This window comes from Pantoea eucrina (assembly GCF_002095385.1).
Classification (GTDB): Bacteria; Pseudomonadota; Gammaproteobacteria; order Enterobacterales; family Enterobacteriaceae; genus Pantoea; species Pantoea eucrina.
Window position 1 is genome coordinate 24,351 of the sequence record NZ_MIPP01000025.1, and the last position, 26,703, is coordinate 51,053.

Genomic DNA, 26,703 nt, shown 5'->3' on the forward strand with positions numbered 1-26,703 from the left:
TTGGGATTATCCATGAATATTAAAAACAAGGTCATGACCGCGCCAAAAGAAGATTCGAATGGATGGGATCTGGCGCATCTTGTGGGACAGCTGGTTGATCACCGCTGGATCATTGTTGCCGTTACCGCCTTCTTTATGCTGGTGGCAACGCTCTACACACTGTTTGCGACGCCAATCTATAGCGCAGACGCCATGGTTCAGGTTGAGCAGAAGAACACCGCTTCGGTGCTGAACGACCTGACCGACGTTCTGCCAGCCATGCCGGCATCCGATACCGAGATTCAGATCCTTGAATCCCGTATGGTTATCGGTAAAACCGTTCAGGACCTGGGCCTGGACAGCGTGGTGCAGCAGCACTACTTCCCGGTTATCGGTAAAGGCCTGTCGCGCCTGATGGGTAACAAGCCAGGCCAGATCGCTATCTCACGCCTGGAAATCCCGCGCAGCATCGATAAGCGTACCGTTGAGCTGGAAGTAACCGGTGCAGATACCTATACCGTAAGCAGCGACGGCGACGAGCTGTTCAAGGGCCGCGTGGGTCAGCTGGAGCAGCATGGCGAGGTCACTATGCTGGTCAGCGGTATTCAGGCGGATGAAGGCACGACCTTCAGCGTCACGAAACTGACCGACCTGCAGGCGATTAAAACCGTTCTGGGCGCGCTGACCGTAGCCGATAAAGGCAAAAGCACCGGCGTACTGGGCCTTGAGTATCGTGATGAAGATCCGGAGCAGGCGAGTCGTGTCCTGAACCAGATCGTCAACAACTACCTGCTGCAGAACGTTGAGCGTAAATCTGAACAGGCGGAAAAGAGCCTGCAGTTCCTGCGCAATCAGCTGCCTCAGGTGCGCGCCAAGCTGGATGATGCGGAGGATAAGCTGAACACCTTCCGTCGTCAGAACGCGTCAGTGGATATGTCGCTGGAAGCCAAATCCGCTCTGGATACCTCTGTCAGCGTGCAGAGCCAGCTGAACGAGCTGACCTTCCGTGAAGCGGAAGTCTCGCAGCTGTTCACCAAAGATCACCCGACCTACCGCGCGCTGCTGGATAAACGCAAAACGCTGGAAGCGGAGCAGGCTCAGCTGAACAAGCGCATCTCCTCGATGCCGCAGACGCAGCAGGAGATCCTGCGACTGACGCGTGACGTACAGTCCGGTCAGGAGATCTACATGCAGCTGCTGAACCGTCAGCAGGAGCTGGGGATCAGCAAGGCGAGCACCGTAGGTGATGTGCGTATCATCGATAACGCTGAAACGGCCGGTAGCCCGGTTGCACCGAAGAAAACGCTGATTGTACTGGCTGGTCTGATTCTCGGTCTGGTGCTCTCGGTTGGTCTGGTGCTGCTGAAAGCGCTGTTCCATCACGGTATCGACAATCCTGAGCAGCTGGAAGAGCTGGGCATGAACGTCTACGCCAGCGTCCCGCTCTCTGAGTGGCAGCGCAAGAAAGATACCGAAGCCCTGGCGCGTCGTGGTCACAAAGAGAAGAGCGATCCGCACAATACGCTGCTGGCGCTGGGTAACCCGACTGACCTCTCCATCGAAGCGATTCGCAGCCTGCGTACCAGCCTGCACTTTGCGATGATGGAAGCGAAGAACAACATCCTGATGATCACCGGCGCCAGCCCGGGCATTGGTAAAACCTTTGTCTGTGCCAACCTGGCAACCCTGGTCGCCAAAGCGGGTCAGCGCGTACTGTTTATCGATGGTGATATGCGTCGCGGCTATACCCATGAGCTGCTGGGTGCGGATAACAAGCAGGGCCTCTCTAACGTCCTTTCCGGCAAGACTGAGTTCTCTCCGGCGATGATTCAGCGCGGCGTCTACGGCTTTGATTTCCTGCCACGCGGTCAGGTGCCACCTAACCCGTCTGAGCTGCTGATGCATCGTCGTATGGGTGAGCTGCTGGAGTGGGCGAGCAAGAACTATGATCTGGTGCTGATCGATACCCCACCAATTCTGGCGGTTACCGATGCATCCATCATTGGTAAGCTGGCTGGAACGTCGCTGATGGTTGCACGCTTTGAGACCAACACGACGAAAGAACTGGATGTCAGCTACAAGCGCTTTGCGCAGAACGGCATCGAGATCAAGGGCGTGATCCTCAACGCCGTGGTACGCAAAGCGTCAAACGCCTACGGTTATGGCTACGACTACTACAACTACGAATACGGCAAAGAAGCCAAAAGCTAAATAACACCTTCACGGGGCGGTTTATCCGCCCCGTTTTTATGGTGAAGAATAGCGGCTTACCGCAGGGCAGGGGCTTTTCAGCCTCACCCTCTTTTTGGTGCGTTTTGCACCGCAAAACAGACACACAGCACAATCTTTGGTATTTCCGTAATGGTACGCGGCATCCTCAGAAGAAAGAGTAATAACGGTATGATTTTTCGGAATAAAACCGATTTCTTTCCATGGCCTGCTCGCGCTACCGTTGGATCTGGAACAGCTGTTTAAGAGGTGCTGGCAATGCAGGACATTCGCTTCTCAATCGTTATTCCGGCGTATAACGCGTCGAAATCGATTATCACCACGCTCGACTGCGTTAAAGCGCAAAGCTATCGTAATTTTGAAGTCATCATTGTGGATGACAAATCAGCTGATGCGGCCGAGCTGGCGCAGGTGGTGCAGGGTGAGCGCTATCAGGAGCTGACAATTAAGCTGGAGCTCTCTGAGGTCAAACTCAACGGCGCCGGCGCCCGTAACAAAGGTATTGAACTGGCTGAAGGCGACTTTATCAGCTTCCTCGATGCGGATGATGAGTGGCACCCGAATAAACTTGCAGAGGTACGCGACACTATTGCGCGTCTGGAAGCGCAGGGGCGGTCACGCTACGTCATTTTCAGCCAGGTCAATATCCACCAGGATGGCCACTTTCTGAAAGTGATGCCGATGCAGGCGCCGGGCAAAAATGAGACCGTCGCTGAATATCTGTTTGGCTGTTACGGCTTTATCCAGACCAGTACCATCGTGCTGAAGCGCGAGGATGCGCTGAAAATCCAGTTCGATACGCGCTACATCCGCCATCAGGATTACGATTTCTGTATCCGCGCCGATCGCATGGGCTATGAGTTTGTGATGATTGCCAAACCGCTGGCGACCTATCACCTGGTGACCAAATTTGGCTCCAAGCATAAAGGGGAGTCGGTGAAATACTCCTACTTCTGGCTGGATAGCATGAAGCCGCATCTGACGACGCGTGACGTCCATACCTATAAGGCATTTAAACTGCCGCTGCGCTACAAGATGGACGGTAAATCGCTGCAGGCGAGCCTGAGCTTTGCCCGCTACTTTTTCCTGACCAACCGCGACAACCGCGCCTACTTTATGAATCGCCTGAAAGATAAGGTGAAATCGCGGTTTGGCGGCAGAAAAGCGGTCTCCTGACACACATTCACTTGCTCCCTGCGCGGGAGCAATTTTTTTGGTTCCTGACACTCCGGGCAATAAAAATGACAAATCATGTTGGCACCATCGGTATTGTGATGCCGATGTATAACGCACGTAAAACGGTACTGCGCGCGGTAGAGTCGATTGTTAAACAGACCTACAGCGACTGGCATCTCTATCTGGTTAACGACACCTCCACGGATGACTCGCTGGCCCTGGTGCGTGAGCACTGCCAGGATCCGCGCATTACTATCCTCAGCAATGAGGTTAATCAGGGCGCTGCAGAAACGCGCAACGTCGGACTGCGTGCTGCCAGCGAAGAGATCATCGCGTTTCTCGACAGCGATGATGAGTGGCACGCTGAGAAGCTGGCTGAGCAGGCCGCCGCCATTGCCGCCGGCGATGACTTCGTTATCACCCACTATCACTATAAAACGCAGAGCGCCGAACACGATATCACCTGGGGCAAGCCATATCTGCAGCAGGATAATTTCGTGAAGAAGCAGTATCGCGTCTGCTTTTCATCCGTCTGCTTCCGTCGTCCGCCCCAGGGGATCTTCTTCCAGCGTAAAGGGCATGAAGACTTTCTTTTCCTGTATGAGCTCTTCTCCCGCTACAAACAGGCGCGGGTGATCCGCAAAACGCTGGTGAACTATTACGAGCTGGGAGATTCGCTGTCGCGCAACAAAAACAAGGCGGCGAAATGGCATCTGGAATTATTAAGAATTATCTACAAAAACAACCCATTAAAAGTTTATTACTATTACACCTGGTATATGGTGAATGGCGTCCTTTTCGCCCTGAAGCATCGCTGAAATCCGCATGTTTGCGTGCAGTCATGCAGCCAGTAGGGGTTTTACGTTCACTATTTTTGAGGTGGAAAGCGTTAAATGAAAAAAGTCGTTTTGGTGATCAAAGATGCCTACTCCTATGCGGGCACCGAGAACATCTGTAACTTCATGTCAGAGTGCCTCGGTGAAGAGCACGCCGTCACTGTTTACTCCCTTGAGGGCCATGGCGAAACCTTTTACCCCTTTACGCATGTAAAAGAGATCGTCAGTTTTGAAGGCCACAGCAACCCGATTAAAAGCGCCGTAGCACGTATCCATCAGGAAGGTTTCGACAGCGTTTTTCTCATCAGTATGGGCCGTCTGAGCGTTATGTTTGCGTTCTGGAACCTGATGATGCTGAAGAAAAAAACCTTCAAGGCCTACGCCTGCGAGCATATCGCTATCAACTCCTTCAGTAAGCCGATCAAACTCATGAAGTGGCTGCTGCTGCGCTACTACGATCGCGTGATTGTTCTGACGGATAAAGATCAGCAGGTCTTCAGCCGCTGGCATATCCGCAGCCAGCAGATCCCCAATCCGGTGGTGTACAAAGGCTTTGAACGGCGTCAGCGCAGCCGCCAGGCGCTGGCGGTCGGGCGGCTTGATCACCAGAAAGGGTTCGATCTGCTGCTGGATATCTGGGCAGATTTCAGCAAAAAGCATCCGGAGTGGACGCTGGCGATTGCCGGCGATGGCGAGCTGCGCCAGCAGCTGCATGAGCAGGTGGCCGCACTCGGCATTACCAACAGCGTGAACTTTGTCGGTAAGGTCAGCAACATCAATGACTACTACCGCGACAGCGATATGGCGCTGATGACGTCGCGCTATGAAGGGCTGCCGCTGGTGCTGCTGGAGGCGAAATCCTGGTCCCTGCCTGTGGTGGCCTATGACTGCCCGACCGGCCCGCAGGAGATCATCAACCACGGCGCAGATGGTTTCCTGGTGCCGATGAACGATAAAGCCGCTTTTCTGGCGCGGATGGAGCAGCTTGCCAGCGATGACGCCCTGTTCTTTGCCATGAGCGATAAGACAAAAGAGACCGCACTCAAGTTTGACGGTAATCAGATCAAACAGAGCTGGCTGGCGCTGGTATAAGCGTCACGCCTTTTTATGCCTGCCGGGACACACTGACTTTGACCACGGGATTATCAGCATGAAAAGAAGAGAAGTGTTGCAGGCAGCCGCCTCCTCCATTGTCACCGCGCTTTCCGTAAGCGCGTTTTCCAGCTATGCGGCGAAAAGCGGCCAGCCCGCGCTGAAGCCGGTCGATCCGGCCAGCGTGCCGCAGGGCGATGTGCCCATCCTTACGCCGGAAAATGTCTATACCATGCCGCCGCAGTTCTGGCAGAACTTTGAAGGCAGGCTGTGGATCGGTAAAGCGGGCAGCGACGCCAGCCAGAAAGGCAATCAGATACCGGTGTATCTGCGCGACGCCAGCGGTAAAGTGGCGCAAATCAGCCAGCCGATCGCGCTGAACAAAGGTAATTTTGCGCAGTTTATCCATGATAATGCTGCGCTGATCGCCAATCCGGCGCACTCCATGGCGGTGGAAGACAGCGAAGGAAACACGCTCTTCTCCATCACCGATGTCTCACGCCCCGGCCAGAATAATTTCAGCCAGCGTCTGGCCCAGCCAAACGGCTATCAGCTGATTGGCGAGATACCCTCCGTTGAGGAGCTGCGTAAAACCCGCCCGCTGTTTGCCGGCGCCAAGATCAAGCTCAAGAGCTGGCATGAAGGGCTGGAAGTGGGTGGCGGTGAATTTGTCGGGACGTACGGCGACGCGCGCGATGATGATGGCGTCATCTTCAGCGGCAGCGGTTTTTACTGGCGGCGTGTGGTGGAAGATTTTAACCGCCTGACGCTGTTTGAATTCGGCGCTATCGCCGACGGCAAAACGGATGCGGCGCCGGCTATCAAGGCGATGTATCAGTGGTCACTTGATAACAGTCAGCCAATCTGCGTGCAGTTTCCGGCCGGTAAGTTCTTTGTCACCGGCTGTGACTTCGGCGAGGAGGAGCAGCGCTTTTTCCGTATCTCCGGCGCGATGGTTAACTTTGGCTATTTTCCGGCGACCACGCTGGTCTCTGATGGCCGCTCCGACTTTGTGTTTAAAGTCAAAGCGCGCTGGACTGAGATCTCCAACCTCAACTTCAACGGCCAGAATGACAAGCGGCCCAACCGGCAGGGACTGTTCAGCAATACCTGTCCGGGCGGCCAGTTCTTTCGCGGCGCCTGCCTGCGCTTCAACCGCGTGGGAGGCACCTCAATCAGCCTGCTCGATACGCTCGACTGCAAAATTGACCAGTGGTATGCCGATACCTGTACCGGTGATGTTATCAAAGCGGGCTGGTCAGGTCAGAAAGCGGGCGCCTGGGATCACAGCACGGCGATAGAGCTCTCTAACTTCAACGCCCAGCGCTGTACCGGCGGGATGGTGCTGAACCTGCCGCGCTGCAGTCAGTCGATTATTCATAACGGCTGGATTGAGCACAGCGAGCATCCTGGCGATATCTCTAACGGACAGTGGATTATCGACGCGCTGAGCCTGGAAGATTGCAAAAACCCGCTTAATGCGCGCAACTCACGTCTCAATATGCGCCAGACGAATCTGCAGTCAGGCAGCTGGATCGACAACTCGCTGCAGGGTGAGCGCTGGCTGAGCATCTGGGAGATGGGCTCTACCCGCGTGGAGTCTTATGGCGTCGCCATCGACGGCAGCCTTAAATATAACTACATCACCTCGCGCTTCCGCCTGAGTAATAACACCAATCAGGCGACGTGGTTTGAGCTGGGCAATTTCTACTCGCCGGACGTGGGCGATAGCTGGGAAATTGAGCTGTTTGGCCAGTCACAGTTCAGCCCCGGCACCGATAATGCGCCGATGATGGAGGTGACCGGCGGCAAGCAGACTGGCGGACGGGCGGTGATCCATCTGCAGCGCAAAACGCAGAAAGCGGAGGCGAGCTGGTCAGCCGAAGGCAGCTCCCCGGTGCTGGAGGTGCGGCTGGTGGCACGCTCTGACACCGATACCAAAGTCTGGGTCAGGCTGGCAGGCTGGACGCCGGCCACCGTGGTGCTGATAAAAAGCACCGCCAAAGATCGCTTTATGACCGGACGCTGTGCGCGCGTTGACGCCACGATGGTCAAAGGTACGCCAGGCAACGGCAGCCAGCAGGCGCCGCAGCGCTTTAGTCTGCATAACGGTAAAGCGGGCATCGGTGGCAATGAGCAGGGCGATCTGCTGATGGCATCACGTGAGCTGAAACCGGAGCAGGTCGATACCCGTCAGCCAAAAGGGTTTGTGTCGGTAGTAATCAACGGCGAGCAGGTTGCGATGCCTTATTTCGCCCTTAAGGGATAAATAAACGCTGCAGGGGGCACATTAATGCGCCCCAATGGGATACACAGGGGTCACATTTATGCGCCCCTGAAATCCCGTAAGAAGCTTTAGGTTAGATAACAGGCAGTTGGCATTACTTTTCGGGCGTTGTCCCATTGCAGTTTTTTTTGCCAGAGTTCACTTTGCTGCTCAGGACAGAAGCGGCGGCTTGTAAGAATTACAAAAAATACATCTGGAGTTTGTATGAGGATTTTATTGGCGGGTAATCATACCTGCGGGAATAGCGGTGATGGCGCAATTTTGCACGGGATGACTGACTTACTGCAGGCAGCGTACGCAGAGCAGGATAGCGATCCGGCCCGCTGTTATCAGCAGCAGAAAACGCCCCGAAGCCTGATGGCTCGCGTAAAGCGTAAGAGCGTGCTGGCTGACGACGGCAATGTAAAACTGAACGTAAATACCGCGGTCGCGCAGGCGCGTGAAACAGGCAACCGCATCACCGAAGAACTTCTGACTGTACTGGAGTAAGTGATGAAGTTAACCTTTTTCACCATGCGTTTTCCGGTTGCCTCTGAGACGTTTGTCCTCAACCAGGTAACTCACTTTATTGATGCCGGCTATGACGTTGAAATCATCTCGGTGTTTCCGGGTGACATGATCAACCGTCACGCCGCGTTCGACGACTATAACCTGGCGGCAAAAACACACTATCTGCTGCCGGAAGAGAAGGTATCGAACCTCGACAAGCTCACGCAGCGTATCGGCCTGATGCTGCCGAAGATTGCCAAACCGGCGCTGATCAAATCGCTCAACGTGGGCCGCTACGGTGCACAGGCGAAGAAGCTGCTGCTGCCGGCGATTGTCGCTAATGCGAAACAGACCTTCACCGCCGATGTCTTTCTGGTGCATTTTGGCTACGCCGGCGCGCTGGCTAACAAGCTGCGCGAACTGGGCGTGCTGAAAGGCAAGCAGGCGACCGTATTCCACGGTGCAGATATCTCACGTCGCCATATTCTGGAAGAGCACAAGCAGGATTACGTCAATCTGTTTAAGCAGAGCGAGCTGATGCTGCCTATCAGTCACCTGTGGGAGAACAAGCTGATTGAGATGGGCTGTCCGCGCGAAAAAGTGCACGTGACGCGCATGGGCATTGAACCGGAGAAATTCAACTTCCGGCCGCGCGAAGCGTTTCATCAGCCGCTGCGCATCGTCTCTGTGGCGCGCCTGACCGAGAAAAAAGGGCTGGACGTTGCCGTCAAAGCCAGTGAAATTCTGCGCGACAAAGGCGGCCAGTTTGAATTCACCATTATCGGCAATGGCGAGCAGGAAGGGATGATGCGCGAACATATCGCCCGTGCCGGCCTGAAAGAGATGGTCAGCATGCCGGGCTTTAAGCCGCAGGAGGAGATCCGCCAGGCGCTCAACGACGCTGACATTTTTCTCCTGCCTTCAAAAACGGCCGCCGACGGTGATATGGAAGGGATCCCCGTAGCGCTGATGGAAGCTATGGCGGTAGGGCTGCCGGTGGTATCCACCTACCACAGCGGCATTCCGGAGCTGATCCAGAACAACGTCAGCGGCTGGCTGGTCTCTGAGAACGATGCTGACGAGCTGGCTGCCACGCTGCTGCGTCTGTCACGCGGGGACATAGATGTGGCACCGGTAGTCGCTGCCGCGCGTCATAAAGTGGAAACAGAGTTTAACCAGCACATTGCCTACGGGGAACTGGCGAAAATTCTGGAGCAGATGGTGTAAGCAGAATGAACGCCCGGGCAGGCTATCGGCAGGGTCATTTGCGTGACAATCCCGGGCACCTGCGCGCTGGCTCAGAATCTAACCGGCAGGGGCGCTCTTCATGACGCCCCTGTTTATTGTCTGACCACCCTATGCGCGTCGTATCATTCTGAAAAACGGCGGTCTTAATCCCATGCCCGAATGTTATTTACGTCACGCTTTTGACCGCCTTTAGCGCTTGAATTTGCCCGGAAAATTACTGCTGCTCACCGCCTGAAATAACTAATTTTTGATGCTGTGACAGAGAGTTAGTGTCGCCTTTTCAGATAAAGATTATACTTGCCCGAGCGGCCATTCCTGCATAATCGATGCATGTCTACACTTCATAAAATGGAACAAATATGACCAAGCTTAAAGCAGTAATCCCGGTTGCGGGCCTCGGTATGCATATGCTCCCTGCGACTAAAGCCATTCCAAAAGAGATGCTGCCTATCGTCGACAAACCAATGATCCAGTATATCGTTGACGAGTGCGTGGCGGCAGGCATCAAGGAGATTGTGCTGGTCACCCATGCTTCCAAAAATGCGGTGGAAAACCACTTCGATACAACCTACGAGCTGGAAGCCCTGCTGGAAGCGCGCGTTAAGCGTCAGCTGCTGAGCGAAGTGCAGTCTATCTGCCCGCCAGGCGTTACCATCATGAACGTTCGTCAGGCCGATCCGCTGGGTCTGGGTCACTCCGTACTCTGCGCGCGTCCGATGATTGGCGACAACCCGTTTGTAGTTGTGCTGCCAGACGTACTGCTGGATGACTCTACTGCCGATCACCTGCGCTATAACCTGGCCGCAATGGTTGCGCGTTTTGAAGAGACCGGTCGCAGCCAGGTTCTGGCAAAACATATGCCGAATGAAGATCTCTCTGAGTATGGCGTGCTGACCACCGAGCAGCCTATCGACAACCCGGGCGATATCAGCACGATCACCAGCATCGTTGAAAAGCCGGAGCATGCCGCTGAACTGAACTCTGACCTGACGGCAGTGGGTCGCTATGTTCTTTCTGCAGACATCTGGGCTGAGCTTGAGAAAACCGAGCCAGGCGCATGGGGCCGTATCCAGCTGACTGACGCCATCGCGTCGCTGAGCAAAACCAAACCGGTTGATGCGCAGCTGCTGACCGGTACCAGCTTCGACTGCGGCCGTAAACTCGGCTACATGCAGGCGTTTGTCTCCTATGGCCTGCGCAGCAACACACAGGGCCGCGACTTCCGCGAAGCGATTCATAAGATTCTGGATAAGTAAGCATTCCCATACCGCGCAGCCTGCGCGGTTTCCAAGGAGTAGACATGGCTATTTTGGTAACGGGCGGGGCAGGGTATATCGGATCCCATACGGTACTGGCGCTGCTGGAGCGCGGTGACGACGTGGTAGTTCTGGATAACCTTTGCAATGCATCACGCGAAGCGATTAACCGCGTTGAAAAACTGGCGGGTAAAAAAGCGGTATTCGTTGAAGGCGATATCCGCGACCGCGCCTGCCTGCGCGATCTGTTTGCCAGCCACAGCATCTCTGCTGTGATCCACTTCGCTGCGCTGAAAGCCGTTGGGGAATCCACGCGTAAGCCGCTGGAATACTACGAAAACAACGTAGCCGGCACCGTGGTCCTGCTGGAAGAGATGCGTGACGCGGGCGTCTGGAACTTTATCTTTAGTTCATCAGCCACCGTATATGGTGCTGACGCCCCGGTTCCTTATGTAGAAACCACGCCGATTGGCGGCACCACCAGTCCTTATGGCACCTCCAAGCTGATGACCGAACTCGTGATGCGCGATTTCGCCAAAGCGGAACCCAAATTCAAAGCTATCGCGCTGCGCTACTTTAATCCGGTAGGCGCGCATGAGTCTGGCGAGATTGGCGAAGACCCGACCGGTATCCCGAACAACCTGCTGCCGTACATTGCGCAGGTGGCGATTGGCCGTCTCGACAAGCTCGGCGTATTCGGTAACGACTATGAGACGCCAGATGGTACCGCTCAGCGCGACTATATTCATGTTGTCGATCTTGCAGAAGGGCACCTGAAAGCGCTGGATCACCTCAGCAAGGTTGAGGGCTATAAAGCCTATAACCTCGGCGGCGGCGTCGGCTTCTCTGTGCTGGAGATGATCAAAGCGTTCGAAGCGGCTTCCGGTAAAGCAATCCCGTTTGAGTTCAAACCGCGCCGCGACGGCGACCTGCCAGCCTTCTGGGCCGATGCAACGCTGGCGAACAATGAACTCGACTGGCGCGTCACGCGCGGCATCGACGCGATGATGCGCGATACGTGGAACTGGCAGTCGAAGAATCCGAATGGATTCAGATAACTCTATAAGCCGGTAAGGCATATACAGTTAACAGAGACTTATGAATGGGGTAACTGCGGGTTCAGACTAACTCAGCGGTTATCCCATTTTGCGTTTCAGAGATGCTAACAACCTGAAGCTGGACCCGATGCATATTTTTATTAACATGCAGTAAAAAAGCTGTTTAATAAATAGTCTGTTAACGCGTTCTGGCCTAATTTTTATTCAGCCACCTGACAAACTAACTCTTTAGCGCTTGTAACTCGTGTATCAACATACGAAAATCGAATCACTATTTTTAAACTGCGCCTTAACAATCGACATTTGTTAAATATGTTCTGTGCCTTTTGCCGGCTGCGCTGAAAGCAAAAGCGTATGAGTAGTCTGGTAGCTGTAAGCCAGGGGCGGTAGCGTGGTTTTTTTCAGGATTTGCCAGGAGAGACGACAAGCGTGAAAATATTAGTTACAGGCGGTGCAGGCTTTATTGGTTCTGCCGTAGTGCGTCACATCATTGATGCTACGCAGGATTCTGTCGTCAACGTCGACAAGCTGACCTATGCCGGCAATCTGGAGTCGCTGGTCACCGTGGCAGATTCAGCGCGTTACGCTTTTGAGCAGGCCGATATCTGTGATGCACAGTCAATGGCAGCTATCTTTGCAAAACATCAGCCAGATGCGGTCATGCACCTCGCGGCTGAAAGTCATGTTGACCGCTCAATTACTGGTCCAGCAGCGTTTATCGAAACCAATGTCGTCGGAACTTACACGCTGCTTGAAGCTGCGCGTCAGTACTGGAACGCGCTGAGCGCAGAACGCAAAGCGGCTTTCCGCTTTCACCATATTTCGACTGACGAAGTCTACGGGGACCTGCCGCATCCGGACGAATGGCAACAGGATGCACCGCTGCCGCTGTTTACTGAAACCACTCCGTATGCGCCAAGCAGTCCTTACTCTGCGTCTAAAGCCTCCAGTGACCATCTGGTCCGCGCCTGGCAGCGCACCTATGGCCTGCCGGTACTGGTAACCAACTGCTCAAACAATTACGGCCCTTATCACTTCCCGGAAAAGCTTATTCCGCTGGTTATTCTCAATGCGCTTGAAGGTAAAACGCTCCCGGTATACGGCAAAGGCGATCAGATCCGTGACTGGCTCTATGTAGAAGATCATGCGCGCGCGCTTTACACCGTAGTCACGGCGGGCAAAGTGGGGGAAACCTATAACATCGGTGGTTATAACGAAAAGAAAAATATCGATGTGGTATTGACCATCTGTCAGCTGCTGGATGAGCTGATGCCTAAAGCAGGCTCGTACAGAGATCAGATTAGCTACGTCACCGATCGTCCGGGTCATGACAGGCGCTATGCAATTGATGCCAGTAAAATCACCCGCGAGCTCCACTGGATACCGGCAGAGACGTTTGAGAGTGGCATCAGGAAAACGGTGGCATGGTATCTGGCGAACAGCGAGTGGGTTGATAACGTTAAAAGCGGAAGTTATCGCGAATGGCTGTCGGAAAACTATAAGGATCGCAACTAATGCACATCCTTCTCTTTGGTAAAACCGGACAGGTAGGCTGGGAGCTGCAACGTGCACTTGCGCCACTGGGAAAAATCACTGCATTAAGCACCCGTTCAACTGAGTGGTGTGGTGATTTGACGCAACCGGAAGAAATTCGCAAAAGCATACAAAACCTGCGTCCCGATATCATTGTCAATGCTGCTGCTTATACTGCAGTTGATAAAGCTGAATCTGAACCCGATCTGGCTGAACTGATCAACAGTACCAGTGTTAAAGTCATGGCTGAAGAAGCGAAAAACCTTAATGCTATTCTGATTCACTACTCGACTGATTATGTCTATTCAGGAGAAGGGCATAACCGGTGGCGAGAGAGCGACAAACCTGAACCACGTAATGTATATGGTAAAACAAAACTATCCGGTGAGCAGGCTATAACGGCAGCAGATATACAATACCTGATTTTTCGCACCAGCTGGGTATATGCGTCACGAAGCAATAACTTTATTAAAACGATGTTGCGACTGGGCAGTGAAAAAGAAGCGCTTAGTATCATCAACGATCAGATTGGTGCGCCTACTGGCGCTGCGCTTATAGCTGATATTACGGCTCATGCATTACGCATGATTCAGGCTAATCCGGAACTGAGAGGAATATATAACCTCGCTGCAGCCGGTGAAACGTCCTGGTTTGATTATGCATCTTTAATTTTTACAGAGTCAGAAAAATATAGCACCGGACTGAAAATCAAAAAATTGAGTCCTATCAAAACTGCTGAATATATTACTCCGGCGAAAAGGCCACTCAACTCGCGCTTAGACTTAACGAAGATTGAGAGAAGCTTTAATTTGACTTTGCCACATTGGCAGAATGGCGTTCGCTATGCTATCAATGAAATTTTGGCATAATATAGTTTCTATCAAATATTCATAATCAATTCCCTGAGAGAAAAATATGGCTCGCAAAGGTATTATCCTCGCTGGTGGCTCCGGCACGCGTTTGTATCCTGTAACAATGGCCGTAAGTAAACAGCTATTGCCTGTCTATGACAAGCCTATGATTTACTATCCGCTTACTACACTGATGCTGGCAGATATCAGAGAGATATTGATTATCAGCACCCCGCAGGATACACCACGCTTTGAACAGCTACTTGGCGATGGCAGTCAATGGGGATTGAATCTTCAATATAAGGTGCAGGAGAGCCCGGATGGTCTTGCACAGGCATTTATCATCGGTGAAGAGTTCATTGGCGATGACAGTTGTGCGCTGGTCCTGGGCGATAACATATTTTACGGACACGACCTTCCAAAAGAGCTGATGAAAGCAGTTGATCAAACTTCAGGAGCAACCGTATTTGCTTACCATGTCAACGACCCGGAACGTTATGGCGTTGTTGAGTTTGATGAGAATGGTAAAGCTATTTCTCTTGAAGAAAAACCGAAAACGCCAAAAAGCAATTATGCAGTAACAGGTCTCTATTTTTACGACAACGACGTTGTCAGGCTGGCTAAGAGCCTGAAACCATCACCTCGCGGTGAGCTGGAAATTACTGACATCAATAATCTGTATATGCAACAAGGTAAACTTTCGGTTGCGATGATGGGGCGGGGCTTTGCATGGCTGGATACAGGCACGCATCACAGCCTGATAGAAGCGAGTAATTTTATTCAGACAATTGAACAGCGTCAGGGGTTAAAAGTGGCATGTCCTGAAGAAATTGCTTTTAGAAAAAAACTGATCAGCAAAGAACAATTATTAGAACTAGCAAAAAGTTTAGAAAAAAATGATTATGGTATTTACCTTAAAAAGTTAACAATTAATAATTAAATTATTTATTAATTAGAGGAAAAAATGATCCCTTTTAATAAACCATATCTTTATGGTAAAGAACTTTATTACATTTCTCAAGCAGTGAGTAAAGGTAAGATATCAGGCGACGGTGAGTTTACAAAAAAATGCCATGATTTTTTTGAAGATAGATATAAATTTAAAAAAGCACTACTCACGACTTCTTGCACTGATGCATTAGAGATGGCTGCTATCTTACTCAATATTGGGCCAGGGGATGAGGTGATAGCTCCTTCATATACCTTTGTTTCAACGGTAAATGCGTTTGCATTAAGAGGAGCAAAAATCATATTTGCAGATAGTTGTGAAATAAACCCAAATATATCTGCAGAAGATATTCGCGATAAAATAACTGATAAAACTAAAGCAATAATAATAGTACATTATGCTGGAATAGCATGCGATATGGATAGGATAGTTGAGATTGCTAATGCAAAGCAAATACCTATCATTGAAGATGCAGCTCAAGCCATAGATTCTTATTATAAAGGTAAGCCTCTTGGTAGTATAGGAACATTCGGAACATTTTCATTTCATGAAACAAAAAACATTATTTCTGGTGAAGGTGGCATGCTGGTAATAAATGATGATAAATATATACAGCGTGCTGAAATAATAAGAGAAAAAGGAACTAATCGATCCTCTTTTTTTAGAGGCGAAGTTAATAAATATGGCTGGGTTGATATCGGTTCCTCTTTTTTACCTTCAGATATGATTGCTGCTTATTTATATGCGCAACTGGAAAACATAGATGACATTCAGGATAGAAGAAAAAATATTTGGAATAAATATTTCGAAAATTTGAAAGAATTAAGTGCTGAGGGATTTATAAAATTACCTAACGTGCCTGACTTTGCAACCAACAACGCCCATATGTTTTATATTGTATGCAAATCAGAGGTTGTAAGAAGCGCACTTATTGAGCATTTAAAAGATAATGGCGTACATGCTGTTTTTCATTATCTATCGCTAAACAAAAGTGATTTTTACATTAAAGATAATGATAAAGAAGAGCTACCGATAAGCGATATGTATACTGATTGTCTTTTGAGATTGCCTTTATTTTATGAATTAACAACAAAACAAGTGGAAAAAATCACGAGTTTGATAATTAATTTTTTTCGGGACTAATTTTATTTTATTTTGGTATGATAAAAAATGAGCAAAGATATTAGATCGTTAGCATATATTTATAGCGTAAGGATCTACACATCTATTGTTTCAATAGTGCTAATACCGCATCTAATCAATGCGGTTGGTTTACAGGCATACGGGTTAGTAGGCTTCTTTTCTGTACTAATCGCATGTTTGAGTGTGTTGGATGCAGGGATTGGTGGAGTTTTAACCAGGGAATCAATAATATCAAAAAAAAGCTTTGAAGGTTATTGTAATTTTTTAAAGGTATATAGGAAGTTAATTCTTTTTTTCTTTGTAATAAGTATTATTGTTTCTATATCAGGGTCTTACATTAGTAGGGAATATGGCAATACATGGTTAAATTCAAGTTTGGACAAGGAAACTGTTTCTACTTGTTTAACAATAATGTTTTGTATATTTTCACTTAGATATATGCAAGGCCCTTTTAGAAGTATACTCCTATCATGTGAAAGCCAAATAACAATAACAACGTTAAATTTAATATACACAACAATTTCGCAGCCTGTTTCTTTGATTTTGCTGATTTTATTGAATAAAGGTATAGTTTTTTTCTTTACCATTCAACTATTGGCCGCACTAATAACTACCATGCTTTACTATATTTTTAGTAAAAGGGCCAATAAAAAAGTATTAATTATTTTAGATAACGAAAACAGTGTGAGTGCAGTTAAAAAAACTTCATTACGCAAAATGTTATACTTTGCATTTCAATTATCAAGTTTATCATTGTTATGGGTTGCAGTTAATCAATCCGATAAACTTACGCTTTCTAAATATATGAATTTGGGCGAATATGGAATTTATAGTGTAGCGCTTTCAATTATAGGTATTCTTGCGATTTTGAGCGACCCAATTAATCAGTATTTACAACCGAGACTTACCAAGTGCTACTTTGAAAAAGATTATTTAAATTTCAGTCGCTTTTATTTTAATTCACTAACATTTATTATTATTATAACTATCCCTTTAAGTTCAATGTTTTTTGTATACTCTAAGCAAATTGTTTTGCTTTGGAGTAATAGTATGACTCTTTCCGAAAAAGTTAGTCAGTACTTGCCATGGTTGTTTATTGGAGGCATTTCTGCGATATTTTCTAACTTTATATTCCTTTTGCTTTATAGCATTGGAAGGTTGAAAGCACATACATATATTTATGCTTTATTTGCGGTTTTAGTAATACCTGCTAATGTTTATATTGCAAAGATTTATTTAGGTGCTGGAACTTCAAAGTTCTTTGCCATTAACACAACGATGCTTTTCATTTTGTGGGGTGGTTACAATCTCAATAAATACTTTAGTTACGGTGCAAAGATTATATATTTGGTTATGCTACCGTTAGCAATAATGCAGTACTTTCTTATGAGTGCTATTAATAAACTCTCATTATTAGGTCAAGGAAGAGTAGCTGATTTTTTTATTTTGCTATGCATTGGCCTTTTTGGATTAGCTGTAAGTTATCTATATGTAAGATTTGTAAGTAATATTTTACCAAATTATAGATTTAGAGAGCGCTGAAATGAAATTTTATATATATGCTAACTCCTATAACGATAATAGTGGAGGCTCTATAGTATTACATAGACTTTGTCATATTATTAATAAGCATACAAATCATAATGCGTATTTAGTAAAAATGGATCCATTAGCTTATGGTGCCTTCTCCTTAAAAAAGATACTTTCAAAAATAAAATGGGAACTGAAAAATAAAAAAGCATACAAAATTAATGATGTTTGGGATACTCCTGTGTGGAATAGTGAGGATTTTCCGGATGACTGTATAGTAATTTATCCAGAAATAATAAACGGGAATCCACTGAAAATAAATAATGTTGTGCGCTGGTTTTTGCATCAACCAGGGTTTCATACTAAATATATAAAATATGGAAAAGGTGAATTGTATTACAAATTTAACTCTGCTATTGATGATTTCACTTTAAAGGATTCCAAGCTTTCAAGTCATGAGCTTAAGGTTATTTATTACCCTATAGATGTTTATAATGATGTCAATCAAACATCAATTACTCGCGACATCGAATGTTCATACTTGATTAGAAAAGGAAAGAACAAAAAGTTTGTTCATAGTCGCAATGCTGTTCAAATCGATGGTCTTTCTCATCATGAAACTGCAAGTATTCTTAAAAGGACGAAAATATTTATAAGTTACGATGATTATACCGCTTATTCTATATTTGCAATCATGTGCGGTTGTAAGTCCTACGTGGTACCCAGCGAAGACAAATCATTGATTTCATGGTACCCAAATGAGTCCGACAGGTTCGGTATATCATACGGATTTAGTGCTGAGCAAGAAATTTGGGCAGAAAAAACGAAACACAAAGTTTTAGAACATATTAATCAAGAACATCAAAAGTCTATTCTTAATGTTAAAATATGCACAGAAGAAATGATTGATTTTTTTTGATTAGTATAGACCTTTTATCTAACCCGAATGTGAATTTAAAGAGTGTTTAATGAATATTATAGAAACAGATATCCCAGGTTTATTAATTTTAGAACCTAAAGTATATGGAGATGAAAGAGGTTTCTTTCTTGAAAGCTATAACTCAAAAGATTTCAATGAAGCGGTGGGAGAAGACATTGTTTTTTTGCAAGATAACCATTCAAAATCTAAAAAAGGTGTATTAAGAGGATTACATTTTCAAAAAAAACCAGCGGCTCAAGGAAAGTTAGTTAGATGCATAAATGGTGAAGTATATGATGTTGTGGTAGATTTAAGGCTAAAATCTCCTACTTTTAAACAATGGTTTGGAGTCTACTTATCATCTACAAACATGAAGCAACTCTGGATCCCTGAAGGTTTTGCTCATGGATTCATTGTTAAAAGTGAAACGGCGGAATTTGTATACAAAACTACAAACTATTACTCGCCTGAAAACGATAGATGTTTAAAATGGAATGATGAATGCATCGGTATTGAATGGCCGCTAGGCGCAGAGTTTTTTCTATCCGAAAAAGATAAAAATGGATTGTCGTTTGAAGAGTTAGAAAAAGATTTTTTTATTTGACCGTGACGAGCCAGTAAAAATGACACAAAAAAAAACATGCTCATTAATAGTCAGTAAAAGTCTATTTTTTTTCTGTTTATTTATGTTCACCTTAATTCTTATAGCTGGGTTAAGAACGCCAGGATTAGATAATGATTCGATAACATATTATAGTGAAGTGCTGAATATTTACAATGGCATATATAACATAAAAGAGCCTGTGTTTTTATTATTTTCATATGCCTCTGAATATTTGTTTAACAAGAATCCCGAGGTGATATTTTTATTTTATGCGTTATTGAGTATTACAATAAAAGCATATGCTATAAAGAATCATTCAGATAATATATACTTATCTTTCATTGTTTATGCTGGCATGTTTTATATATTGCATGAAATGACGCAAATTAGAGTGGGCTTGGCAGCTGCATTATATTTACTTGCAATTCCTGATTTAGTTAAATCTAATAAAAAATCGTATATTTTAAAAGTAGCACTTGCCACGCTTTGCCATTTCAGTGCAGTAATCTTAATACCTTTAATGCTTTTCTCTCCAAGAAAAATAAACAAAGCTTTTGTCTTTTTGTGTCCATTCGCTGCATTATGCTTTGTGCTTCTTATTGGAGATGTAAATTCATTATTAATCGAAGTATTCAAGCTTTTACCTGAACCCTTAGCAACAAAGGGTATAACTTATACATTAGGAGCGCAGGATTTTGGTCGATTCGATAATGTAAATATATTCAGTAAGTTCACATTATCAGCTTTTTCTTTTTTCCTTATATACATTTTCTGCACATACAAAAAAGATGAGCTTGAAGCTAAAGATATTATATTCTTAAAGTTATTTAGCTTTATGCTTACTGTCTTTTATTTATGCTCTTCAGTTCCAGTATTAGCTTCAAGGTCTTTTGAGCTTTATGCGGTATCATTTATTTTTTCATTGCCACGAATAGCTGCGTTTTTTAAACCAAAGTTTCTTGCGCATTTAATACTCTCATCATGGGTATTTTTATATTTTTATCTAGTTAACCTCAAATTAATCGGTTTATAATTTAATGATTAAACAAAAAACACTTATCATTATACTTAATTGGAACGGTTCTCATGACACCATCGAGTGCTGTAAGAGCTTAAATTTATCGATTGGTTTATTGAAAAATAAAGCTGACATTTTCGTTCTTGATAATAATTCAAATTACACAGACTATGTAAATCTGGAAGATTCTTTTGCAGATGTTTATGGTGACTGTGAAAGCTTAAATTGCAATGATGATTTTTTCAAAAACTTATCATTGATATCATTAAAAGCATATAGAGGCCAAGGTGTTAGGCTTTTGAGATCGAGTGTAAATCATGGCTTTGCTCGTGGGTGCAATATAGGCGCTATGTTTGCAAAAAAGATGGGGTATAAAAATATTCTCTTCTTGAATAATGATACAATTGTAGAAAATGATTTTCTTGAGCCGTTGCTGGATTCTTTAACTCACCATGATGCAGTCATCCCGCAAATCAGATATGACTATGATAGAAATATTATTTGGAATTGCGGAGGGATATTAAATAAATTTGGGAAAAGGAAATATTTTTTTGCAAAGAAAGATGTAAATCATGTTTCTTTTCCTGCTGAATCTTTTGAAATAAGCTTTGCTACTGGTTGCTGTATCCTGTTTAAGACAAGTTTTTTTTCCAAGATAGGATGCTTTAGTGAAAAGTTTTTTTTTGGTGAAGAAGATATAGAACTTTCGTTAAGACTACTTAAGTTAAAAGCAAAGATGATTTGCAATACGAAATCTATCATATTTCATAAAGTAGGCTCAAGTATCACAGGGAGCCCTGAGCGGTTATTACGTAAAGCATATATTCATTATCTTAACAGGCTTGTAAACATGAAAGATCATCTAGGTCTTATTTGGTATATCTGGTTGCTGCCCTCCTTATCAAAGATTGTTATAAACCTAATTTTAATAAACAAAATCGGCATTAATAAATCTTTATCTGTTGCTTTTAAGCTTTTCAAGGATGCCATCAGGTTAAATAGTGTAGATAAATTTGAATTTGAGCGAATACTCAATGAAGGATTTTAACTGATGCGAATTTTACAAAAAACCAGGTTCGCACTTGTTTCAATAGCTAAGACATTTTTATTTTCCTTGAGAGCCATATATTCAAACGAATCATCAAAAGAGAAAAGAAATGATTTGGCGGTTTCTTTAACTACTTATGGTTGGCGATTCAATTTTGTATTCATTACTATTGAAACTTTATTATCCCAATCTGTAAAGCCAGCCGCGGTTTATCTTTGGATATACGAGGGCGATAAGTGTTCTTTGATAACCAATTGGATATTAATGAAGCAGGAAAAGCGCGGCTTGGTGATAAAAAGAGTTAAGCAGGATGTTAAATCATATAAAAAATTATCATTCATGCTTGATGAAAGTAATGCTAAATATACTCATGTTGTTACTGCCGATGATGATGTTTTATATCCTAAAAATTGGATGAAGAATTTTGTAGAGCACCCTAAATTTCTATCTCATGTTTTATGCAATCGAGCAAGAGTGATTAGTTACGATAATTTTAGTAATGATCTTCTTTCTTATAAAAAATGGCCCTTAGCTAAAGTTTCTGATAACAAAGAGCATGCTATTTTGCCAACAGGTGTATCTGGTATATGTTATCCTCTGCGTTCACTTGATAAAAGAATATCAGATTTTAAAGCTATCTCAAATTTATGCCCTTTTGCTGATGATATCTGGTATAAACTCACTACATTTGCAAATGGATATGACTCATATTTGATTCAAGATAAGGTCAATCATTACCCACTGGTTATAACCTCACTTACAAAAGGTTTAGAAAAGTTAAATGTCTTAGCTGATCTTAATGACAAACAATTCCTTCAGAGTGTTAACTTTTTTGGATTGCAAAAAATTATCTTCAAAAAGAGCATGTGTAAATGAAAGATACTATTTCAATAATAATGCCCACTTTTAATTCTGGTGATACCTTAGTGCAATCAATTGAGTCTATATTAAGTCAAAGTTATCCAGATTGGGAGTTGCTTATAACAGATGATTGTTCTACAGATAATACATTTGATATCATAGAAAGTTATCAAGAAAAAGACTCGAGAATAAAAGGTTTTAAAAATAATTTTAATTCAGGTGCTGCTGTAACTAGAAACAACTCCATAGGTAAAGCAAGTGGTGAATTTATAGCGTTTTTGGATAGTGATGACTTGTGGTTGCCTGACAAGCTTGAAAAACAGATTGCTTTTATGAAAAACAATAAAATATCTTTTTCTTTTACTGCTTTTTCAACAATTGACTCTTCAGGTCACTCTTTAGGTAAGACTGTGGATTTGCAAGGTGAAAATATTAGTTTCAGCTATCAGGATATGTTGAAAAAAAAGGCAACCCTCGGATGCTCCACTGTAATGTTTAAAAAAGAATCATTTGATGATTTTTTCATGCCACTTATTAGAACGGGCCAGGATTATGCGTTGTGGCTTAAATTGCTCAAAGGCGGAAGCAGAGCTTATTTGATTAATGAGGTCTTAACTTTTTATAGAATCTTACCAAATTCTATATCTAGGAATAAGCTTAAGAAGTGTAAAAGGCAGTGGCAAATTTATAGGGATATTGAAAAACTTAGTTTGCATAGAGCTATCGAGTGTTTTACTTTTTATGCTTGGCGTGCAATATTTAGGAAATAATATCCTATTAGCATTCAAGTAATTTTTAAATTTTTATAGTATATTGTTGCTAGTTTGATATGCACTTGCATGTTCATTTATAAGCGATACCAAATGACAGGAGATAACGATGTCTAAGCAACAGATCGGCGTAGTAGGGATGGCAGTCATGGGCCGTAACCTGGCACTGAACATTGAGAGCCGTGGTTACACCGTTTCTATCTTCAACCGCTCACGCGAAAAGACCGATGAAGTCATTGCTGAGAATCCGGGTAAGAAACTTGCTCCGTTTTACACCGTAGAAGAGTTTGTTGAGTCGCTGGAAAAACCGCGTCGTATTCTGCTGATGGTACAGGCGGGTGAAGCGACGGATAAAACTATCGCATCGCTGACGCCGCATCTGGATAAAGGCGATATTCTGATTGATGGCGGTAACACCTTCTACAAAGACACCATCCGTCGTAATCAGGAACTCAGCGAGCAGGGCTTTAACTTCATCGGTACCGGCGTCTCCGGCGGTGAAGAGGGCGCGCTGAAAGGTCCTTCTATCATGCCCGGCGGTCAGAAAGAAGCTTATGAACTGGTTGCTCCTATCTTCGATAAGATTGCGGCCCGTGCAGAAGATGGCGACGCCTGCGTAGCATATATCGGCCCGAACGGTGCTGGTCACTATGTGAAGATGGTGCATAACGGTATCGAATATGGCGATATGCAGCTGATTGCTGAAGCTTATGCACTGCTGAAAGGTGCGCTGGGTCTGAGCAATGAAGAGCTGGCTGAAACCTTCACCGACTGGAACAACGGCGAGCTGAGCAGCTACCTGATCGACATCACCAAAGATATCTTCACTAAAAAAGATGAAGAGGGTAACTACCTGGTTGATGTGATTCTGGATGAAGCAGCAAACAAAGGCACCGGTAAGTGGACCAGCCAGAGCTCGCTGGATCTGGGTGAGCCGCTGTCGCTGATCACTGAATCTGTATTTGCCCGCTACCTCTCTTCGCTGAAAACGCAGCGTGTTGCTGCCTCTAAGGTCCTGAGCGGCCCGCAGGCGCAGGCAGTAAGCGGTGATAAAGCGGAGTTCGTTGAGAAAGTGCGTCGCGCACTCTACCTGGGCAAAATTGTCTCCTATGCGCAGGGCTTCTCACAGCTGCGTGCGGCATCAGAGCAGTACAGCTGGGATCTGCAGTATGGTGAGATCGCGAAGATCTTCCGTGCCGGCTGCATCATTCGTGCACAGTTCCTGCAGAAAATCACCGACGCCTATGCTGCCGATGCCAATATCGCCAATCTGCTGTTAGCGCCATACTTTAAAGATATCGCTGACCAGTATCAGCAGGCACTGCGCGATGTGGTGGCTTATGCAGTACAGAACGGCATCCCGACCCCGACCTTCTCCGCAGCTATCGCGTACTATGACAGCTACCGTTCAGCGGTGCTGCCTGCTAACCTGATCCAGGCGCAGCGCGACTACTTTGGTGCGCATACCTACAAGCGTACCGATAAAGAAGGCGTATTCCACACCGAGTGGTTAGAGTAACTGTTCTTAACACCTCCCATTCGGGAGGTGTTTTTCTATGCTGACAATGATTGGCGAGTACTGAATTTATGAATGCAAACAATAAGCCCGGACTGAATAACGATCCGGGCGTTCTGGCTTCAAACAATAATGATGAAATAGATTTGCTCGATATAATCGTCCAGCTGTGGAAAGGCAAGTGGATAATTATTGCGACGATGGTAGTGACAATGTTGTTAAGCATTGTCTATTTAAGTGTGGCGAAGGAAAAATGGACGTCTGAGGCTATTGTTACGCAGCCTTCAGCGGGACAGGTTGCCAGCTATAACGCCACGCTGAGCGTGCTGTATGCGCAAAACATTCAGGAAAAACCGTCAGTTACCGATCTGCAAAACCAGCTGTTCGGCCGCTTTAGCGCCTCAATGAATGCGCTCGCTGGTGCCCTGGCAAATCAGGAAGAGCCTGAAACATTAAAAATCAGTCAGGTGAATAAAGGCAGTAATGATGCGCTGACTATCTCTTTTGTCGCGCAGAATGCAAATGAAGCGCAGGCGCAGCTGAAAAAGTATCTTACGACTGTCAATAATGAAGTCGTCAGCGATTATGGTCAGGATATAAAGCATAGCCTGGGCGTGAAAGCCAAAGAGCTGAAAGAGATTCTGGATGCGCACAAGCAGATCGCCATTAACAAAAAACAGCATCGTCTTGATGTGATTAATCAGGCGCTGAAGGTGGCGGAAGCGGCTGGCCTTTTAAAATCGCAGCTGAGTCAGGCAGAGTATCTCTCTGATGACACACTCTATCTGCTGGGCAGTGAAGCGTTGCGCGCGATGGTGACCAATGAAGCGACCAAGCCGCTCGATTTTGATGATGACTACTACAGTGCCGAGCGCGCGCTGCTCTCTATTACGCATGTCACCATCCAGGCAGACAACCTGCAGTCGTTCCGCTACATCGCTGAAGCTGACCTGCCGATTCGTCGTGACAGCCCGAAAAAGACCCTTACCGTATTGTTAGCCCTGATCCTGGGCGGCGTGCTGGGTTCGGCTATCGTGATTGGCCGCAGCATCGTCAGCAACTACCGCAGTCGTCACTAAAATATAAAAACCGGCCCCTGAGCCGGTTTTTTTATGTCATCACATCACCAGCAGCTCACCGCTGCGTCCTGCACTTTCCCCCGCCAGCCGCACCGCCAGCATCCCGGACGTAACAAACTTGGTGAGATTTCTGGCGTAGAGCACGCCGCCATACTCAGCAACCAGCGGCGTAATGTGGTCGCTGACCGGATCGATCACTTCTGCCACCACTTCCCCCGGTTTAATCCACTCACCCAGCTTACGCCGGTTCAGCAGCAGGCCGGAGTAGGGCGCATGAATATATTCACAGCCCGCCAGCGGCGTTGGCGGATGGCGAAGGGCAGGAGAGACGCCCGGATCGCCGCTGATATAGCCGCTTTCGGTGAGCGCATTAATAATCGCATCTGCATCTTTCTCCGCCTGTTCCGCAGAGACATCGGCGACGCCGCGCAGCTCCAGCGTCACCGGCAGCAGACCGCGCGGCATTGGGTAGTCATCGCCAAAGCGTTTTGCCAGCGTCAGCCAGGGTTCGCAGCACGCTTCGTCGAACGGCTCACCGCCGGAAATCTGCGCCAGCAGCTGCACCTCACTGCCGAGCCAGCGCGCCAGCGGTTCCACTTCAGACCAGGCGTGAGGCGTTGTATAGAGATGCGGCAGCGCATCCCAGTCGCAGTGCAGGTCGATCATCAGATCGGCCTGACTTGCCATACGCATCAGGGTATAGCGCTGCGACTCCAGCTCGGTTCTGGCTATCTGATCGCGGTAGTAAAGGTCGATGGCATCGCGGATCAGGCGTCTGTTTTCATATTCACTCTGCGTCAAAGACCCCGCCAGTTCAGCGGCCAGCTTCTCACCCAGCGCCGGAAAGCGCCGGTTAAAATCCTGGCCAGAGAGAGTATGAAAACGCCCCAGATGCGTGCCGTGCCAGTGCTGACCCAGCGCCAGCGGATTGGCTACCGGGACCAGCGTGATTTTCGCTTTCAGCTTGCCGGCGGACTCCAGCGCCAGCAGCTTCTGTTTGAGATACCAGGCAACCGCCATACCCGGCAGCTCATCGCCGTGCAGGGCGGCCTGAATATAGACGCGTTTTTGCGAGTCGGTACCGAAATGAAAGCTGACTATCTCTCGCTGGGTGCCCAGCGAGGCGCTCAGTAATGGATGATGTTGTTGTTGCATAGGGCGGCCGGTGTCCTGTTTCTGAGGCTGCAGTAGCGCGCATGCCTGTTAAGGTGACTGAACAGAGTATAGTTCCG

23 protein-coding genes are annotated in these 26,703 nt (G+C 46.6%); 22 read left to right on the top strand and 1 reads right to left on the bottom strand.

Annotated features, from left to right (window positions below):
* Positions 1-12 precede the first annotated feature (12 nt).
* The 22 genes from wzc (at position 13) to wzzB (ending at position 25,471) form a co-directional block, all read left to right on the top strand.
* Entirely contained in the window at positions 13-2,190 is a 2,178-nt protein-coding gene (wzc, locus tag HA43_RS11980) for a tyrosine-protein kinase Wzc (protein ID WP_039385383.1), read from the top strand.
* Positions 2,191-2,466: 276 nt separating this feature from the next.
* On the top strand, positions 2,467-3,384 hold the full coding sequence (locus HA43_RS11985; RefSeq protein WP_094111749.1) for a glycosyltransferase family 2 protein: 918 nt from the start codon (positions 2,467-2,469) through the stop codon (positions 3,382-3,384).
* Positions 3,385-3,449: 65 nt separating this feature from the next.
* Entirely contained in the window at positions 3,450-4,202 is a 753-nt protein-coding gene (locus HA43_RS11990; RefSeq protein ID WP_094111750.1) for a glycosyltransferase family 2 protein, read from the top strand.
* A gap of 75 nt (positions 4,203-4,277) precedes the next feature.
* Positions 4,278-5,312, top strand: a complete 1,035-nt coding sequence (locus HA43_RS11995) for a glycosyltransferase (RefSeq protein ID WP_094111751.1) — start codon at positions 4,278-4,280, stop codon at positions 5,310-5,312.
* Positions 5,313-5,370: 58 nt separating this feature from the next.
* A complete protein-coding gene (locus HA43_RS12000; protein WP_094111752.1) occupies positions 5,371-7,581 on the top strand; it encodes a phage tailspike protein in 2,211 nt (736 codons plus the stop codon).
* Between the two features lie 222 nt (positions 7,582-7,803).
* Entirely contained in the window at positions 7,804-8,088 is a 285-nt protein-coding gene (locus HA43_RS12005) for a hypothetical protein (protein WP_113655024.1), read from the top strand.
* A gap of 3 nt (positions 8,089-8,091) precedes the next feature.
* Positions 8,092-9,315, top strand: a complete 1,224-nt coding sequence (locus tag HA43_RS12010) for a glycosyltransferase (RefSeq protein ID WP_039385372.1) — start codon at positions 8,092-8,094, stop codon at positions 9,313-9,315.
* A gap of 380 nt (positions 9,316-9,695) precedes the next feature.
* Complete coding sequence (gene galF, locus HA43_RS12015; protein WP_094111754.1) at positions 9,696-10,592, top strand: UTP--glucose-1-phosphate uridylyltransferase GalF; 897 nt, start codon at positions 9,696-9,698, stop codon at positions 10,590-10,592.
* Between the two features lie 44 nt (positions 10,593-10,636).
* Positions 10,637-11,650: a UDP-glucose 4-epimerase GalE gene (galE, locus tag HA43_RS12020; protein ID WP_094111755.1), complete on the top strand. Its 1,014-nt coding sequence runs from the start codon at positions 10,637-10,639 to the stop codon at positions 11,648-11,650.
* Between the two features lie 429 nt (positions 11,651-12,079).
* The gene (gene rfbB, locus HA43_RS12025; RefSeq protein ID WP_094111756.1) at positions 12,080-13,165 is read left to right on the top strand and encodes a dTDP-glucose 4,6-dehydratase; all 1,086 of its coding nucleotides are present in this window, start codon (positions 12,080-12,082) and stop codon (positions 13,163-13,165) included.
* Positions 13,165-14,052 (top strand): dTDP-4-dehydrorhamnose reductase, encoded by an 888-nt coding sequence (rfbD, locus tag HA43_RS12030; protein ID WP_094111757.1) that lies wholly within the window; start codon positions 13,165-13,167, stop codon positions 14,050-14,052. Before rfbB ends, rfbD begins: the two co-directional genes overlap by 1 nt.
* 46 nt (positions 14,053-14,098) lie before the next feature.
* Positions 14,099-14,974 (top strand): glucose-1-phosphate thymidylyltransferase RfbA, encoded by an 876-nt coding sequence (gene rfbA, locus HA43_RS12035; protein ID WP_094111758.1) that lies wholly within the window; start codon positions 14,099-14,101, stop codon positions 14,972-14,974.
* A 24-nt stretch (positions 14,975-14,998) separates the two neighbouring features.
* On the top strand, positions 14,999-16,126 hold the full coding sequence (rffA, locus tag HA43_RS12040) for a dTDP-4-amino-4,6-dideoxygalactose transaminase (protein ID WP_094111759.1): 1,128 nt from the start codon (positions 14,999-15,001) through the stop codon (positions 16,124-16,126).
* A 27-nt stretch (positions 16,127-16,153) separates the two neighbouring features.
* On the top strand, positions 16,154-17,668 hold the full coding sequence (locus tag HA43_RS12045) for a lipopolysaccharide biosynthesis protein (protein ID WP_094111760.1): 1,515 nt from the start codon (positions 16,154-16,156) through the stop codon (positions 17,666-17,668).
* Position 17,669: 1 nt separating this feature from the next.
* Positions 17,670-18,575 carry a WavQ gene (locus tag HA43_RS12050; protein ID WP_094111761.1) on the top strand — a complete coding sequence of 302 codons (906 nt, stop codon included), beginning with the start codon at positions 17,670-17,672 and terminating at the stop codon, positions 18,573-18,575.
* Positions 18,576-18,624: 49 nt separating this feature from the next.
* Positions 18,625-19,179, top strand: coding sequence for a dTDP-4-dehydrorhamnose 3,5-epimerase (gene rfbC / locus HA43_RS12055; RefSeq protein WP_094111762.1), 555 nt, complete (start codon positions 18,625-18,627; stop codon positions 19,177-19,179).
* A gap of 19 nt (positions 19,180-19,198) precedes the next feature.
* Positions 19,199-20,212: an EpsG family protein gene (locus HA43_RS12060; protein WP_094111763.1), complete on the top strand. Its 1,014-nt coding sequence runs from the start codon at positions 19,199-19,201 to the stop codon at positions 20,210-20,212.
* Positions 20,213-20,216: 4 nt separating this feature from the next.
* Positions 20,217-21,245: a glycosyltransferase family 2 protein gene (locus tag HA43_RS12065; RefSeq protein ID WP_094111764.1), complete on the top strand. Its 1,029-nt coding sequence runs from the start codon at positions 20,217-20,219 to the stop codon at positions 21,243-21,245.
* A 3-nt stretch (positions 21,246-21,248) separates the two neighbouring features.
* On the top strand, positions 21,249-22,121 hold the full coding sequence (locus HA43_RS12070) for a hypothetical protein (RefSeq protein ID WP_094111765.1): 873 nt from the start codon (positions 21,249-21,251) through the stop codon (positions 22,119-22,121).
* Positions 22,118-22,876: a glycosyltransferase family 2 protein gene (locus tag HA43_RS12075; protein ID WP_094111766.1), complete on the top strand. Its 759-nt coding sequence runs from the start codon at positions 22,118-22,120 to the stop codon at positions 22,874-22,876. Before HA43_RS12070 ends, HA43_RS12075 begins: the two co-directional genes overlap by 4 nt.
* Positions 22,877-22,985: 109 nt before the next feature.
* Positions 22,986-24,395 carry an NADP-dependent phosphogluconate dehydrogenase gene (gene gndA, locus HA43_RS12080; RefSeq protein WP_039385340.1) on the top strand — a complete coding sequence of 470 codons (1,410 nt, stop codon included), beginning with the start codon at positions 22,986-22,988 and terminating at the stop codon, positions 24,393-24,395.
* Between the two features lie 68 nt (positions 24,396-24,463).
* The gene (wzzB, locus tag HA43_RS12085; protein ID WP_094111767.1) at positions 24,464-25,471 is read left to right on the top strand and encodes an LPS O-antigen chain length determinant protein WzzB; all 1,008 of its coding nucleotides are present in this window, start codon (positions 24,464-24,466) and stop codon (positions 25,469-25,471) included.
* A gap of 39 nt (positions 25,472-25,510) precedes the next feature.
* On the opposite strand, the gene HA43_RS12090 is transcribed toward wzzB, so the two are convergent.
* A complete protein-coding gene (locus HA43_RS12090) occupies positions 25,511-26,626 on the bottom strand; it encodes a succinylglutamate desuccinylase/aspartoacylase family protein (RefSeq protein ID WP_039385336.1) in 1,116 nt (371 codons plus the stop codon).
* Between the last annotated feature and the right edge of the window lie 77 nt (positions 26,627-26,703).